This is a genomic window from Exiguobacterium sp. SH1S21 (assembly GCF_004337175.1).
GTDB lineage: Bacteria > Bacillota > Bacilli > Exiguobacteriales > Exiguobacteriaceae > Exiguobacterium > Exiguobacterium aurantiacum_A.
In genome coordinates this window covers 33952-48703 of sequence record NZ_SJUY01000003.1, presented here as the reverse complement: position 1 = coordinate 48703, position 14752 = coordinate 33952, and the positions used below count along the sequence as shown (strand labels likewise).

Genomic DNA, 14752 nt, shown 5'->3' with positions numbered 1-14752 from the left:
ACTCGAAAAACCTGTGGATTGCCTACCCTGAACATATGACATTCGCCAGTGAGTCCGATATACTTTTCACAGAAGAGGTGATTTTTTATGAAAATAGTAGCAATCGGGGCCCATCCGGACGATATCGAAATCGGCATCGCCGGCATGACGGCCCAGTGGACGGGTGATCACATCCCCGTCCTGTACGTCGATTTGACGCGGGCCGAACTGTCGTCGAACGGCGATGTCGTCACGCGGGCACAGGAAGCGGCGACAGCCGATAGAATTCTTGGCGTCCGTCGCATCAATCTCGGTTTCCCTGACCGTGGCCTGCTCGGGACAGCCGACCAAATTGAAACGCTCGTCCGCTTGATCCGGACCGAACGACCGACGCATCTGCTCTATCCGTACGGCGTCGACCGCCATCCCGACCACGGGGCGTGCGCCCGTCTCGTCGAAGAGGCGCTGTTCAACGCCGGGATTCGCAAATATATGTCTGACGTCCCGGCTTACCGTCCGGACAGCGTCTATCAATACATGATCAACGCCCACGTGCGACCGGACGTCTGCATCGACATCACGGCGACGCTCGATAAAAAAGTGGACGCGTTGACGTCATACGCAAGTCAGTTCACACCTGTTGACGGCGTCGACACACCATTGACCGATGCGTACGTCGACCGCGTCGTCGCGCGCGACCGTCACTTCGGTAGCTTGATCGGCACGGACTACGCCGAAGGGCTCATGACCGTCAAACCATACGTCGTCACGCGGGCGGGTGAGCTCGCATGAAGCTACGTATCGGAGTCCTCTGTTATCCGTCGGTCGGGGGTTCAGGCATCCTCGCGACCGAGCTCGGGATGAAACTCGCCGACCGGGGGCACGACGTCCATTTCATCACGTCGAGCATCCCGTTCCGGTTGAATGCGTATCATCCGAACATCACGTTCCACCAAGTCGAGATCAACCAGTACTCGGTGTTCCGCTATCCGCCGTACGATATCACGCTCGCCTCGAAGATCGCGAGCGTCATCCGTGCGTTCGGCCTCGACGTCATCCACGCGCACTATGCGGTGCCCCATGCGGTTTGTGCCGCGCTCGGACGCGAGATGGCCGAGAGCAAGACGCCGATCGTCTCGACGCTCCACGGCACCGATATTACGGTGCTCGGGGAAGATGAAGAGTTGAAACCGGCGATCCTGTACGGTTTACGCCAGTCGGACGCGATCACGGCCGTGTCCGACAGTTTGAAGCGCGAGACGCTTGAGCGCATCGATGCAGGCCTTGAGATCGATGTCATCCATAACTTTATCGACGAATCGGTTTATCAGCCGCAAGCCGAGCCGTCGCTCCGTGAACGTTACGGCTTGTCAGTAGCCGACCGCGTCGTCATCCATATCTCGAACTTCCGACAAGTGAAGCGGATCGACCTCGTGCTCGAGGCGTTCCAGCGGATGAACGTCCCGGGCAAGAAGTTGCTCCTCGTCGGTGACGGACCGCTCATGGGGGCGATGCGTCGACTTGTGAGCGAGATGGCGCTCGAAGACAGTGTCATCTTCGCCGGGAAACAAGAGCAAGTCGCGGCGTTGTTGTCGATCAGCGACGTCCATCTTCTGTTGTCGGACAAAGAGGCGTTCGGTCTCGTCGCTCTCGAGGCGTTAGCGACAGGCGTCCCATCGGTCGTCAGCGATGCCGGGGGCTTGCCGGAAGTGATCACGGACGGAGTGGACGGTTTTGTCGTCGCGCGCGGCGACGTCACAGCGGCCACGACCGCGCTCGAAGCAATCTTGCTCGACGATGCGCTCCATGCGAAACTGCGTGCCGGCGGTCTCGTGAAAGCGAGACAGTTCGGGTCTAAAGACATCGTCACGCAATATGAACGACTATACGAACAGGTGGTGCGCCGATGACAGAATGGGAGTATGCGAAACAAATCATAAAAAAAATCAACGACCACGGGGGCGAGGCGTACATCGTCGGCGGTGCCGTTCGTGACTACGTGCGCGGCACGCTTCCCGACGACATCGATATCGCGACGTCGTTGTTCCCGGAAGACGTCATGAAATTGTTCCCGAAATCGGTCCCGACCGGAATCGATCACGGGACGGTCACGGTCATCCTCGATCATCATCCGTTCGAGGTGACGACGTTCCGTTCGGAAGGGACGTATTCGGACTCGCGACGCCCCGACCACGTCTCGCTCGGCGTCACGCTCGAAGAGGACATGTTGCGCCGCGACTTCACGATGAACGCGATGGCGTTCCATGACGGCAACGTCGTCGACTTGTTCGGCGGCCGGCTTGACCTCGAGGCGCGGATCATCCGTACCGTCGGGAGCCCGTATGAACGCTTCAACGAAGACGCGCTCCGGATCATGCGTGCGTTTCGGTTCATGTCCCAGCTCGACTTCACGCTCGCTGATGATGTGCGGAACGCGGCGCGGACGCTCGGCCACAAATTGCAAGACATCGCGATGGAACGCATCGCCATCGAGTTCGAGAAGTTGATGACGGGACCTGCTTACCGCCGGGCGCTGACCGACCTTGTCGAGCTCGGCATCCATCAGTACTTACCTGACGTGTCCAAACAGCTCGTCCATCGTGTCGTCGCCGACAGACGGGCACCGATCAACGCGGTCGGAGGCTGGGCGCTATTCGTCTATCACGCCGGAGACATCCGTTGGCTCTCGCCATGGAAGCGTTCGAACGCCTTGAAGCGGGAAGCGGGCGTATTGGCCAACCTGTTCGACTCCGGGCTCGATACGCTCACCGTATATGAGACGGATCAAGCGACGCTCGAGACGTATTTGCGGATGACCGGGAGCACGGAATCGTCCGACGCCTTAAAACGTGTGCTCCCGATCCAGTCACGGCGGGAGCTCCGGTTCGACGGTCGCGATGCGCTACAGGTAGGGGCGAGCGGCGCACGGATCAAGCACTTGCTCGCCGACCTCGAACGGCGCGTCGTCCTCGGCGAGTTAGCTAACGAGGAACAAACGTTACGAGAGGAGGCGGTCATGTGGCTTCAACGAGAGGAAAGGTCTTAAACTTGCTCCAAGACGGGGCGGTGTGGAGCGGGCAGGAATTGGCCCGCCAATTAAATATTTCACGTACCGCCATTTGGAAACACATCGAGACGTTAAAACAAGACGGTTACGACATCGAAACGATCCCGCGTAAAGGGTATCAACTGTTCGGACGGACGGACCGGCTCGATGAACCGGCGTTCGTCTCTTTCCGGCACGGCCGGTTCGGGCAACACGTCTACGCCTACGACCAAGTCGACACGACGCAGCGCATCGCCCACGAATTTGCCCAAAAAGGGGCGCTTGAAGGGACGCTCGTCATCAGCGAAGAACAGACGGCAGGGCGCGGCCAACTTGGGCGCAGTTGGCACAACCCGAGCCACGTCAATATCGCGGCTAGTATCATCCTTCGTCCGGCGCTGCCGATTCGGGAAGCGTCGAAGCTGACGCTCATGGCGGCGAGCGCTTTCGCCCGGTCGCTAAGGCAACAAGGCGTCCCGGCATTTATCAAATGGCCGAACGACCTGCTCGTGAACGGGAAGAAGATCGGCGGGATTTTGACCGAGATGCAAACTGAAGGCGACCGCATCCAAGCCGTCATCCTCGGCTTCGGATTGAACGTCAATACGGAGTCGATCCCGACTGACTTGGTTCACCGGGCGACGTCGATCAAATTGGAGACGGGCGTCGCATTACGACGCAGTGAAGTGCTCGCCGATCTATTGGCCGAGCTCGAGACCGAATATGACGCGTTGCTCGAATCCGGGTTCGGCCCCGTCCGCGACAACTGGCTAGAGCACGCCGCTTATTTGAATGAAGAAGTGACGTTGACCGCCTCGGGGGAGTCTAAACGCGGTATCATGCGCGGCATCTCAGAACAGGGGGCGCTCCTGCTCGAGCGTCATGGTGCCATCGAAGCCATCTATTCTGCTGAAATCGCAGTCTGGAATGATTGATGGAAACGTATTCGTGGTCTATAATGAACGTGTCGGACGCTATCGCAAGAAGTGTACCGGAATTGCAGACCGTCGTTTTAGTTAATTGTCTGCCTTGATCATTTTGACAGGGACAGAAGGACACTCAACCTTGAGTTCGTTTTCGTGCGCCTTCTTGCCAATCGTGTAAGAAGGCGTTTTTCCTTTCCTGTCTCCACATTTAGGAGGAGAGCATATGCATACGATGACTTCATTATTGAAAAAGATGAAGCAAGAAGAGAAGTTGGTCATGTTGACCGCTTACGATTATCCGTCGGCGAAATTGGCCGAAGCGGCGGGAGTGGACATCATTCTCGTCGGAGACTCACTAGGAATGGTCGTGCTCGGTTACGACTCGACGATCCCGGTGACGATTCATGATATGGTCCACCATGCCAAAGCGGTGCGCCGCGGGGCGAAGGACACGTTCGTCGTCGTCGATATGCCGTTCGCGACGTATCACGGTGATTTCGACCGAACGCTTCAAGCGGCGGCGACATTGTTCCAAGACGGACACGCCGACGCCATCAAACTTGAAGGGGCAGGCGAAGTGCTCGAGACGATCGAACGGTTGACGAAAGTCGGCATGCCGTGTGTCGCCCATCTCGGACTCACGCCACAATCGGTCGGTGTGCTCGAAGGCTATAAAGTCCAAGGGAAGTCGCTTGAAGATGCCGAGCAATTGATCAACGACAGCCTCGAGGCCGAACGGGTCGGGGCGAAAATGCTCGTCCTCGAGTGTGTCCCGCATCAACTCGCTAAAAAAATCGCCGAAGCGCTTCAGATCCCGGTCATCGGGATCGGTGCCGGTGCCGACGTCGACGGCCAAGTGCTCGTCTATCACGACGTCTTGAAGTATGGCGTCGACCGTCTCCCGAAATTTGTCGAGGCGTACGCCGATGTGAACGCGGTCGCGACGAGTGCGATCGGCTCTTACGTCCAAGCGACGAAAGACGGCTCGTTCCCGCTCGAGCGCCACACGTTCACGATGGATGAGACGCTGCTCGACACGTTGTACGGTGGCAAAGCATGAGGATCGTCACCGATCCGATGTCGTTACGTGAAACTCTGTCCGACGGGTTGACCGTCGGCTTTGTGCCGACGATGGGTTACCTGCATGAAGGACACTTGAGTCTCGTCGAGGCGGCCAAACGCGAGAATGATCGCGTCGTCATGAGCATCTTCGTCAATCCGACCCAATTTGGGCCGAATGAAGACCTCGATCGTTATCCGAGAGATTTTGAACGGGACGAACAGTTGGCGCGAGAAGCGGGGGTAGACGTACTATTTTATCCAGATACCGCGACGATGTATCCGCTCGATATGGCGCGCGTGACGGTGCGTACCGGAGCCGACGTCCTATGCGGCGCCAGCCGGCCCGGTCATTTTGACGGTGTGTTGACGGTCGTCTCAAAACTGTTCAACTTGGTGCGGCCGACGCGTGCTTACTTCGGCTTGAAGGACGCCCAACAAGTCGCACTGATCGAAGGATACGTCCGGGACTATTTCGTGCCGGTCGAGATTATCCGCTGTCCGATCATTCGTGAGGACTCGGGACTCGCCAAGTCGTCGCGTAACGTCTACTTGTCTGAAACGGAACGGATTGACGCGAGCGACATCAATCGAGCACTCATCGAGGCGCGTGACGCGTTGACTGAAGGGGACGCGATCACGTCGGTACAAGAACGACTCGTCGAACGGCTGTCGGCCATCCCGAACAGTACGATCGACTATGTCGAACTGGTCGACTATCCGACGCTTTCGAAAGTGACAGACTCGTCGACAGAACTGTTGATTGCAGTGGCGGTGCAGTTTGAACGCGCCCGCTTGATTGATAATATGATTTGGAAGAGAGGGTGAATCAAATGATTCGAACATTTATGCACGCCAAGCTACACAAGGCGACCGTGACCGAGGCGAACTTACACTACGTCGGCTCGATTACGATCGATGAAGATTTGATGGACGCGGTCGGGATTATGGAAAATGAGCACGTCCACATCACGAACAACCATAACGGCGCCCGCATTGAGACATACGTCATCAAGGGTGAGCGCGGTTCAGGCGTCATCTGCTTAAACGGAGCAGCGGCCCGCCATTTCCAAGTCGGCGATGTCGTCATCATCATGGCCTACGGTCAGATGACGGCTGAAGAGGCGAAATCGCATCGTCCGAAAGTTGCGGTGTTGAACGATCGCAACGAAGTCGATCAACTATTGTATGAAGAAATCGCACATACGATTCTATGAACAGAGCGGGGATGCCCTTAGAGGCAACCCCGTTTTTTCGTGCATCGTTCTATGGTAAGATGAGACAGACAGAAAGAGACAGAAAGCACGAGCGTGCCGAAGATGGGATGGATGTTATGGACACTTATGTGATAGTGGATTTAGAGACGACCGGTCATTCCGTCAAATCCGGCGATGAACTGATTGAATTCGCGGCGGTGGTCGTACAAGGTAGTGAAGTGATTGAGCGCTACAGTACGTTGATTCGACCGAGTCGTCCAATCCCTCCTTTTATCACGCAGTTGACGACGATAACAGATCAGGATGTGGCGTCCGCTCCGGCGTTTGAAGACGTCATCCCTGATATTTGGAAGATGTTAGATGGGCGAGTGTTCGTTGCCCACAACGTTTCGTTTGATTTGAATTTTTTAAATGAGAGTTTAGAACTGGCAGGATATTTACCTTTCCAAGGGCGGGCCATCGATACGGTCGAACTCGCGCGCATCTTGTATCCGACACTTGAAAGCCACGCGCTCGAGTCACTCGCCGACACGTTCGACTTGGTGCACACGGACGCGCACCGCGCCCTCAGCGACGCCGAGGCGACCGCGGAGTTGTTTATTCAACAACTCAATCGTCTGCGGACGCTACCGGTCGTGACGCTAAAACAGTTGCGCCGTCTGTCCGAGTCGTGGACGAGCAACATCGAGCCATTGCTCGATGATCTCATCGTCGAGATCGGTATTCGTCCAGATGACGAGACGACGTACGATATCCACCGGAAAATCGCACTCCGTCGCCTGACTGATTCGTTTGAGCCGGCGGTCGAGCGCGAACCGTTCGAACCGTTCCTTCATCGGACGATCGAAGAGACGCTTCCGTCACTGTTCGACCAATTCGAACCGAGACAAAGTCAATTCGAGATGATGCGGCACGTCTATAAAGCGCTCGACGATGAGGCGACGCTTCTCATCGAGGCCGGGACCGGCACAGGCAAGACGTTAGCCTACTTGATCCCAAGCGCGCATCACGCCCTTGAGACGAAACGCCCGGTCGTCGTCAGCACGCATACGATCCAATTACAAGAACAGCTGCTCAACCGGGACTTGCCGATCTTAAAAGCCATCTTCCCGGAAATCGAGTTCACGCTTTTGAAAGGAAGACGCAACTATATCGATCTTCGGAAGTTTGAGATGGTGCTCGAGGAGACGAATGACGGGATGCTCTCGGCGATGTGTAAGGCGATGGTGCTCGTCTGGTTGACCGAGACGGAGACAGGGGACTTGGAAGAGTTGTCACTCCCTGGAGCGGCGACACAAGGACCGGCTTCGTTCAAACGGCTCATTCAAGCCGACGCGGCAACGGATTTCGGCCGCTTCGATCCTTGGTATAGCCGTGACTTCTTCACGCGGGCCGTCCTGCGTTCGAAAGAGGCGGACATCATCGTCACGAATCACGCGTTGCTCTTCTCGGATTTGCAGCATCAGGCCGGGATTCTTCCGACCGACACGCCGCTCATCTTGGACGAGGCGCATCAAGTCGAAGAGGTCGCCTCACATCATTTCGGTGTCACGTTCGACGCGATCCAGTTCGATCGCTTATTCAAATGGTTCGGCTACGGGGCCGACGGGAAGTTCCACTCCCGGCTGCTGCAACTTGCCGACTTGACGTCCGTGTCCGAAGAGACGGAAGCGTTCAGTAAAGAGACCGACCAGGCGTTAGCCCAAGTCGATGTCGAACTAGACGACCTGTTGACGGCACTCCAGTCGCTCGGCAAGAAAAAAGATCAACGGCAAACCGTTCGCTTCGAACGGGAAGGTGACGTGTTCCGACCGATCCGTGAAGTGGCGAAGCGGCTTGAGAACCGTTTACGGACGCTTCGGATGTCGCTCCGGCAGATGCTTCGTCTTCTCGATGAGCATAAAGAGCATATGACGTTCAAGCAACGCGCCGTGATCGGTGACTTGAAGGCGTTCATCGGGGACGTGCGGGAGATTGAGAGCGTGCTGTATGAAACGATGCTCACCCGCGACGACGACGCTGTCAGTTGGGTCGAGTTGAATTTGGCCAACCGCAAATTGACCTCGGTCTATACGCAACCGGTCGAAATCGGACCGTTGCTCCATGAGCGCTTGTTTGCGAAACGGCCGACGATTTTGACGTCGGCGACGATGACCGTGTCCGGTCGCTTCGGTTTTATCGAGCGCAGGCTCGGTCTCGACGGTCAGGATGTGAGACGGGTCGTCCTCGCTTCGCCGTTTGACTTCAAGAAACAGGCGAAATTGTTCGTCCCGTCAGACATCCCGTTGATCAACGAAGTGCCGTTACCGCATTTCGTCGATCAAATCGCCGCTTCGATTGCCCGGATTGCTAACGTGACGAAAGGACGCATGCTCGTCTTGTTCACGTCGAACGAACTGTTACGTTTGACGCACGAGGCGGTGAGACATCAGCTAGACGACGCGTATACGTTGCTTGCCCAAGGCGTCAGCGGCGGCTCGCGCAGCCGTTTGACGAAGCAGTTCAAACGAATCGATCAGTCGATTTTGTTCGGGACGGCCAGCTTTTGGGAAGGGGTCGATATCCCGGGAGAAGCGCTCACCTGCCTCGTCATCGTGCGTCTCCCGTTCGCCCCGCCCGACCAACCAGTCATTCAGGCGCGGTCTGAAAAAATTGAAGCGACCGGGAAGTCGTCGTTTTTCGAACTGTCACTTCCGCAAGCGGTCATCCGCTTTAAACAAGGCGTCGGTCGCCTCATTCGCTCGAAAGAGGATTACGGCGCCATCTTCGTCTTCGACCGCCGCGTCGAGACGACGCGTTACGGGAAACAGTTTCTCAATAGTCTCCCGGCCGTCGACCGGATCGAAGGATCGCTTGAGACGTCACTGGCCGAGCTCGAACTGTTTTTAGATGAGAAAGAAGAGACGACTCTAGGAAATCAGAGATAACGCTAGGCAGCGTGAAATTATCGCTTTATAATGATGGGTATAGTGTTTTGAAGGAGGAGTAAACATGAATTCGAATATTGAGACGCTCGCGACCGTTCGGATCGAGCCGACGGCAGACGTGTACAAAATCGTCGACCTATTGAATCGTACACTGAAGAGTCAAGATTTGATGTTCGGTCTTGCACTAGAGAAAAAAGTGAATGATCCGAAGAAAGAAGAGATGGTGTTCACCATCTATCGGACAGAATGACGCGGAAGACAAAAGTAGTGATTGCTCTTATGACGGCACTCATCGGTGTCGTCATCGTGTTTAGTGGGATTTATTGGTTCACGGTCGGTCATACGGAACGGACAAAACAAAACATGATCGCGGAAGCGCGCGATCGTCTTGAGGCCGAACAGCCGACAGTCCAGATCGAACGGGCTGAGCTCTTTAACGGGACGGAACCGTACGTCGTCTTCGAGGAGACGGACCGTGTCCTGTTCGTGCCGGTCGACAGCAAGCAACCAATCGAGACACGTGAGATCGCGTCTGTCGACTTAGATCAAGTCTGTGCCGATTCGCTCGAGGAGACCGGTGGTACGCTCGTCAGTTGTAAGTACGGGTTCGATGAGCGTGCACTCATCGAAGTCGTGACGAAATCAGGGGCAACGTATACGTATTCCTATTACACGCTTCAAACCGGAGACTTTATAAGACGGGTCCAACTGGCGGATTCGAACTGAACGAGATTAGAGGAGGATATCGATGGAACATCTATTGGCAAGACGTGTAAAACAGTTAACACCTTCAACGACGCTCGCGATCACGGCGAAAGCAAAAGCGCTGAAAGCCTCGGGACAAGACGTCATCGGGCTCGGGGCCGGTGAGCCGGACTTCAATACGCCTGAACGAATTATTGAGGCCGCATGCAAGGCTGCACGTGACGGCGATACGAAGTATACGCCTTCAGGCGGAACGGTCGCTTTAAAAGATGCCATCATCGAGAAGACGAAACGCGACAGCGACCTCACGTTCGAGCGTAACGAGGTCATGGTCGCCTCAGGGGCGAAACATGCGTTATACGCCTTGTTCCAAGCGATTCTCGACGAAGGTGATGAAGTCATCATCCCGGTCCCGTATTGGGTGAGTTATCCGGAACAAGTGAAACTTGCCGACGGTGTCCCGGTCTATGTGGAGACGACAGAGGCGACGACGTTCAAACTGACTCCAGAGTCACTTGAAGCCGCCATCACAGACCGGACGAAAGCGGTCATCTTGAACAGCCCGTCCAACCCGACCGGTATGATCTATACGGAGTCAGAATTGGTCGCGCTCGCCGAGGTCGTCAAACGGCACGACCTGCTCGTCGTCAGTGACGAGATCTATGAGAAGCTCGTCTATGGCGATAGCGAGTTCGTCTCGATCGCCACGCTTCCTGACATGCGTGAGCGGACGATCATCATCAACGGGGTCTCGAAGTCACATGCGATGACCGGGTGGCGCATCGGGTACGCGATCGGAGACAAGACGATTATCGAAGCGATGACGAACCTCGCATCGCACTCGACGTCGAATCCGACGTCAATCGCCCAAGCGGCGGCCGTCGAGGCGTACAACGGCTCGCAAGATGACGTCGAGATGATGCGGGTCTCATTTGAAGAGCGCCTCGAGATCGTCTATGAGCGATTGATCAACATACCAGGCATCACGTGCCTAAAACCGCAAGGGGCATTCTACTTATACGCCAACGCCAAACAAGCCGCATCGATGAGCGGCTACGACTCGGTCGACGCATGGTGCGAAGCAGTGCTCGGTGAAGCATTCGTCGCGCTCGTGCCGGGATCGGGCTTTGGGCAGGATGATTACGTCCGCTTGTCTTATGCAACAGAATTGAAGCGAGTACTAGAAGCGCTCGATCGAGTGGAAAACTTTATCAAGAGTAGCGCTCGATAAGCGAAAGGATGGATATGAACATGACAACTATTTCAATTAGCCAATTTAAAGATTATGAAGGACAATCGGTCCGGGTCGGTGCCTGGATCGCCAACAAACGTTCGAGTGGTAAAATCGCCTTCCTTCAACTCCGGGACGGGAGCGGGTTCGCCCAAGCCGTCGTCGTCAAAGCAGAAGTTGCGGAAGAACTGTTCGCCCTCGCAAAAGGCGTGACGCAAGAGACGTCAGTCTGGGTGACGGGTAACGTCAAATCGGACGGCGGCCGGACGCCGCTCGGCTTCGAACTTGAAGTGACAGCGATGGAAGTCATCTCGGAATCGATCGACTATCCGATCACACCGAAAGAACACGGGACGGAGTTCTTGATGGACAACCGTCACCTTTGGCTCCGGTCGCGTCGCCAGCACGCGATCATGAAAGTCCGGAACGAATTGATCCGGGCCACATACGAGTTCTATAACCAAGAAGGATTCGTCAAGATCGATCCGCCGATCATCACGTCGAGCGCACCGGAAGGGACGACGGAGTTGTTCGAGACGGACTACTTCGGTCAGCCGGCCTACTTGTCGCAAACAGGTCAGTTATATATGGAAGCCGCAGCGATGGCGCTCGGAAAAGTGTTCTCGTTCGGTCCGACGTTCCGCGCTGAAAAATCGAAGACACGTCGCCACTTGATCGAGTTTTGGATGATCGAGCCGGAGATGGCATTCTTCGACCATGATATGAGTCTTGATCTGCAAGAGCGTTACGTATCGTACATCGCGAAGTCAGCGCTTGACCATTGCCGGAACGAGCTTGAGTTGCTCGGTCGCGACTTGGAGAAACTTGAAAAAGTTCAAGCGCCGTTCCCACGTATTCGTTATACGGACGCGATCAAGTTCTTGAAAGAAGAAGGCTTCGATGACATCGAGTACGGGGATGACTTCGGGGCGCCGCACGAGACGGCGATCGCCAACGCGCATGATTTGCCGGTGTTCATCACCCATTGGCCGAAAGAAATCAAGCCGTTCTACATGAAAGTCGACCCAGAGAACCCTGAACTCGTCCTTTGTGCCGATTTGATCGCACCTGAAGGTTATGGCGAGATCATCGGCGGTTCGCAGCGTGAAGACGACTACGACCGTTTGAAAGAAGAGATCGTCAAAGAAGGACTTGATGAGACCGATGCGTATGACTGGTATCTTGAGTTGCGTAAGTACGGCTCGGTCCCACACTCGGGCTTCGGGCTCGGTCTTGAGCGGACCGTCGCTTGGATCAGCGGAATCGAACACATCCGTGAAGCGATTCCGTTCCCACGTCTATTGAACCGAATTCACCCATAATCGCCAATCGGGGATGACTAATTGTCTTCCCCGATTGATTTGTCTAGAAAGGATGTGCGACATGGATGCACATAATCTGATCAAGCTGTTTGAACAAAGTCCGGTCGTCGTTCCGAGGAAGCTGTTCACCGATGCACGTCGTCTCAATCTCAACCCGGTCGAGTTTTGTCTCGTCGTCCACTTGTTGGAGTTGACGGGAGAAGGCATCGAGATGCCGCTTCCGAGCGAGCTCGGCGACCGGATGAACGTTCCCGAGAGCGAGGCACGCTCTGTTCTGCTCGGGCTGCTGCAAAAAGAGCTCGTCGCCATCGATGCGTCGGCGGAAGTGGAGCGTTACAGTCTGCTCCCTCTTTTCCAAGCACTCGAAGAAGACGGCGCCCCTGAAAAAAATACGCAGTCGCTAAACGAGAACCTCATCCATACGTTCGAGCGGGAGTTTGGGACGATCACGCCCTTTGAGATCGAGCAAATCGTCGGCTGGTTGACCGAAGACGGTTTCAGTGAAGAACTCATCTTGGCCGCGCTCCGCGAGGCGAAACTGCGTAACGTCCGCAACTTCAAGTACATGGATAAAATCTTGAGCGTCTGGCAAGACCATAAAGTCGAGTCACTTGAAGACTTGGTCGAGTATCAACGGAGGAAAAAGTGATGTTGACGAGAGCTCAATTGAACGAAATCTCGGAGACGATGCGGCAAATGTTCCCGGACGCCCATTGTGAGCTGACCCACCGCAACCCGTTCGAACTCGTCGTCGCCGTGGCGCTGTCCGCGCAGGCGACGGACGCGCTCGTCAACCAAGTGACGCCTGGACTGTTCGAGGCGTTCCCGACGGTCGAGGCGATGGCTGCGGCTGACGTAGCGGAAATCGAGTCGCTCATTAAACGAATCGGTCTGTTTCGAAACAAGGCCAAAAACGTCAAAGCGCTGTCGATGCGAATTCTTGATCTGCACGGAGGGATCGTCCCGGACGACCGGGAATCACTCGAGGCGCTGCCTGGAGTCGGGCGCAAGACGGCGAACGTCGTGTTGTCGGTCGCCTTTCATGAACCGGCATTCGCGGTCGATACCCACGTCGAGCGTGTGTCCAAACGGCTCGGCATCTGCCGTTGGAAAGACAACGTCCGTCAAGTCGAAGACACGCTCATGAAGAAGTTTCCCCGTGAAGAATGGTCGCAGCTCCACCACCAGTTCATCTTTTTCGGACGGTATCACTGCAAGGCACAACGGCCCGGCTGCGAGACGTGTCCGCTCTTGCATATGTGCCGCGAAGGCAAGAAGCGAATGAAGTCGCAACAAGCGACGAATTCATAAAAAAATCGCCTCGTAGACGTCTACGAGGCGATTTTTAATGGTTCCAGGGATGGTCGCTCCATTCGCGACGTTTTTTCGTGATCGGGACTTTTTTGAAGCCCCAGTTGCGGAAATCTTGGTCTGGACTGTCTTTACGAATGTAAATCTTGTCCTTGATGGCTTTGAAGATTCGGTTTTCATCCCCATAATGGACGAACCGTGGTTTCACTTCGATCACGCCGCGGCGCACGCGCGAGAGCGGCAGGCAGACGAGGTCAGCGATTTCAAGACCAGATTGATAGATCGTGCTTTGTTTCTCTGAGAAGATGAACCCTTTGATTTTTTGTCGGCTCTTCTCGACGTCGAGATGGACCGTCCCGGAATTGAAGATATCGAAAAATGCTTTTTGAATGAGCAGGTTCTGATAATCGTCGCGCGACTCGAGGACGACACGGGCGCTGACAGCTTCCGTCTCTTCCAAAAATGCATAAAACGATTTCATCAAATGGGCGAAAGCGACGACATAAGGGTCTTTCGGTGTCGAGTAGAAATCGTGAAGCTTCTGTTTATCGACCTCGACACTGACGATCGTGCAATTGATATCGCGCAAGAAGTCTGGGAGTTTGTTCCAAAAATCACGGAGCATATCGATTGTGATCCCATCGTCTTTTCCATATGGATGCTCGGCCTTTAAAATTTCTTTTAAATGCAGTGGGATATTTTCCGTTTTGAAGACATCTCGTTTGAACGCTTGTAAGCGTCGCTTCAATTCGCACGGCATTCCGGCCTCATCGGCGTCAATCGCATACTTGTATTCCATCAATACCCCGGTCAAGTTGAACTGGGTGTTGCCTTTTGGTGTACCTGTCTCATCGACGAACATGACATACTTCTTTTGTGTCTCCATCTTACTCCTCCAACAGGGCTTAGGGATGTGGATTCCAAGCCGCCTAGTTTATTTCCAGTCCTCGCGAAACGCTCTCGATCGCTTACTTTTTTAAAGTCTCGTCAATCAGCGTTTAGCCTGTTCACATTTCGGTTAATAAGTAG

At 55.2% G+C, this 14752-nt stretch carries 15 protein-coding genes; 14 read left to right on the top strand and 1 reads right to left on the bottom strand.

Going from position 1 to position 14752, the window contains the following annotated elements; all coding sequences use genetic code 11:
• The first annotated feature begins 87 nt into the window (after positions 1-87).
• The 14 genes from bshB1 (at position 88) to nth (ending at position 13723) form a co-directional block, all read left to right on the top strand.
• Entirely contained in the window at positions 88-771 is a 684-nt protein-coding gene (gene bshB1, locus EVJ24_RS05510; protein ID WP_131440174.1) for a bacillithiol biosynthesis deacetylase BshB1, read from the top strand.
• Positions 768-1889: an N-acetyl-alpha-D-glucosaminyl L-malate synthase BshA gene (gene bshA, locus EVJ24_RS05505; RefSeq protein ID WP_131440172.1), complete on the top strand. Its 1122-nt coding sequence runs from the start codon at positions 768-770 to the stop codon at positions 1887-1889. Before bshB1 ends, bshA begins: the two co-directional genes overlap by 4 nt.
• Positions 1886-3025 carry a CCA tRNA nucleotidyltransferase gene (locus tag EVJ24_RS05500; protein WP_131440170.1) on the top strand — a complete coding sequence of 380 codons (1140 nt, stop codon included), beginning with the start codon at positions 1886-1888 and terminating at the stop codon, positions 3023-3025. Before bshA ends, EVJ24_RS05500 begins: the two co-directional genes overlap by 4 nt.
• Positions 2998-3960, top strand: a complete 963-nt coding sequence (locus EVJ24_RS05495) for a biotin--[acetyl-CoA-carboxylase] ligase (protein WP_131440168.1) — start codon at positions 2998-3000, stop codon at positions 3958-3960. The genes EVJ24_RS05500 and EVJ24_RS05495 overlap by 28 nt, the downstream gene beginning before the upstream one ends.
• Positions 3961-4174: 214 nt before the next feature.
• Entirely contained in the window at positions 4175-5011 is an 837-nt protein-coding gene (panB, locus tag EVJ24_RS05490; RefSeq protein WP_131440166.1) for a 3-methyl-2-oxobutanoate hydroxymethyltransferase, read from the top strand.
• The gene (gene panC / locus EVJ24_RS05485) at positions 5008-5838 is read left to right on the top strand and encodes a pantoate--beta-alanine ligase (RefSeq protein ID WP_131440164.1); all 831 of its coding nucleotides are present in this window, start codon (positions 5008-5010) and stop codon (positions 5836-5838) included. The genes panB and panC overlap by 4 nt, the downstream gene beginning before the upstream one ends.
• 5 nt (positions 5839-5843) lie before the next feature.
• Positions 5844-6227, top strand: coding sequence for an aspartate 1-decarboxylase (gene panD / locus EVJ24_RS05480; protein WP_131440162.1), 384 nt, complete (start codon positions 5844-5846; stop codon positions 6225-6227).
• A 116-nt stretch (positions 6228-6343) separates the two neighbouring features.
• Positions 6344-9154 carry an ATP-dependent DNA helicase DinG gene (gene dinG / locus EVJ24_RS05475; protein WP_131440160.1) on the top strand — a complete coding sequence of 937 codons (2811 nt, stop codon included), beginning with the start codon at positions 6344-6346 and terminating at the stop codon, positions 9152-9154.
• 64 nt (positions 9155-9218) lie between these two features.
• Positions 9219-9404: a YpmA family protein gene (locus tag EVJ24_RS05470; protein WP_016509977.1), complete on the top strand. Its 186-nt coding sequence runs from the start codon at positions 9219-9221 to the stop codon at positions 9402-9404.
• Positions 9401-9880, top strand: coding sequence for a hypothetical protein (locus EVJ24_RS05465; RefSeq protein WP_131440158.1), 480 nt, complete (start codon positions 9401-9403; stop codon positions 9878-9880). Before EVJ24_RS05470 ends, EVJ24_RS05465 begins: the two co-directional genes overlap by 4 nt.
• Before the next feature lie 22 nt (positions 9881-9902).
• The gene (locus EVJ24_RS05460) at positions 9903-11090 is read left to right on the top strand and encodes a pyridoxal phosphate-dependent aminotransferase (RefSeq protein ID WP_131440157.1); all 1188 of its coding nucleotides are present in this window, start codon (positions 9903-9905) and stop codon (positions 11088-11090) included.
• Positions 11091-11110: 20 nt separating this feature from the next.
• A complete protein-coding gene (gene asnS / locus EVJ24_RS05455) occupies positions 11111-12412 on the top strand; it encodes an asparagine--tRNA ligase (RefSeq protein WP_070327410.1) in 1302 nt (433 codons plus the stop codon).
• A 61-nt stretch (positions 12413-12473) separates the two neighbouring features.
• The gene (locus EVJ24_RS05450; protein WP_070327409.1) at positions 12474-13061 is read left to right on the top strand and encodes a DnaD domain-containing protein; all 588 of its coding nucleotides are present in this window, start codon (positions 12474-12476) and stop codon (positions 13059-13061) included.
• Positions 13061-13723 carry an endonuclease III gene (nth, locus tag EVJ24_RS05445; RefSeq protein WP_071399673.1) on the top strand — a complete coding sequence of 221 codons (663 nt, stop codon included), beginning with the start codon at positions 13061-13063 and terminating at the stop codon, positions 13721-13723. Before EVJ24_RS05450 ends, nth begins: the two co-directional genes overlap by 1 nt.
• A gap of 34 nt (positions 13724-13757) precedes the next feature.
• Here nth and EVJ24_RS05440 read toward each other — a convergent pair whose 3' ends face one another.
• Complete coding sequence (locus EVJ24_RS05440) at positions 13758-14609, bottom strand: DUF3800 domain-containing protein (RefSeq protein WP_083273962.1); 852 nt, start codon at positions 14607-14609, stop codon at positions 13758-13760.
• Between the last annotated feature and the right edge of the window lie 143 nt (positions 14610-14752).

Bases quoted from the DNA above. Each gene is read 5' to 3' on its own strand.
- asnS (WP_070327410.1), top strand. From the start codon at position 11,111: ATGACAACTATTTCAATTAGCCAATTTAAAGATTATGAAGGACAATCG.
- EVJ24_RS05465 (WP_131440158.1), top strand. From the start codon at position 9,401: ATGACGCGGAAGACAAAAGTAGTGATTGCTCTTATGACGGCACTCATC.
- bshB1 (WP_131440174.1), top strand. From the start codon at position 88: ATGAAAATAGTAGCAATCGGGGCCCATCCGGACGATATCGAAATCGGC.
- panD (WP_131440162.1), top strand. From the start codon at position 5,844: ATGATTCGAACATTTATGCACGCCAAGCTACACAAGGCGACCGTGACC.
- EVJ24_RS05450 (WP_070327409.1), top strand. From the start codon at position 12,474: ATGGATGCACATAATCTGATCAAGCTGTTTGAACAAAGTCCGGTCGTC.
- nth (WP_071399673.1), top strand. From the start codon at position 13,061: ATGTTGACGAGAGCTCAATTGAACGAAATCTCGGAGACGATGCGGCAA.
- EVJ24_RS05440 (WP_083273962.1), bottom strand. From the start codon at position 14,609: ATGGAGACACAAAAGAAGTATGTCATGTTCGTCGATGAGACAGGTACA.
- EVJ24_RS05460 (WP_131440157.1), top strand. From the start codon at position 9,903: ATGGAACATCTATTGGCAAGACGTGTAAAACAGTTAACACCTTCAACG.
- panB (WP_131440166.1), top strand. From the start codon at position 4,175: ATGCATACGATGACTTCATTATTGAAAAAGATGAAGCAAGAAGAGAAG.
- EVJ24_RS05500 (WP_131440170.1), top strand. From the start codon at position 1,886: ATGACAGAATGGGAGTATGCGAAACAAATCATAAAAAAAATCAACGAC.
- bshA (WP_131440172.1), top strand. From the start codon at position 768: ATGAAGCTACGTATCGGAGTCCTCTGTTATCCGTCGGTCGGGGGTTCA.
- panC (WP_131440164.1), top strand. From the start codon at position 5,008: ATGAGGATCGTCACCGATCCGATGTCGTTACGTGAAACTCTGTCCGAC.
- EVJ24_RS05470 (WP_016509977.1), top strand. From the start codon at position 9,219: ATGAATTCGAATATTGAGACGCTCGCGACCGTTCGGATCGAGCCGACG.
- dinG (WP_131440160.1), top strand. From the start codon at position 6,344: ATGGACACTTATGTGATAGTGGATTTAGAGACGACCGGTCATTCCGTC.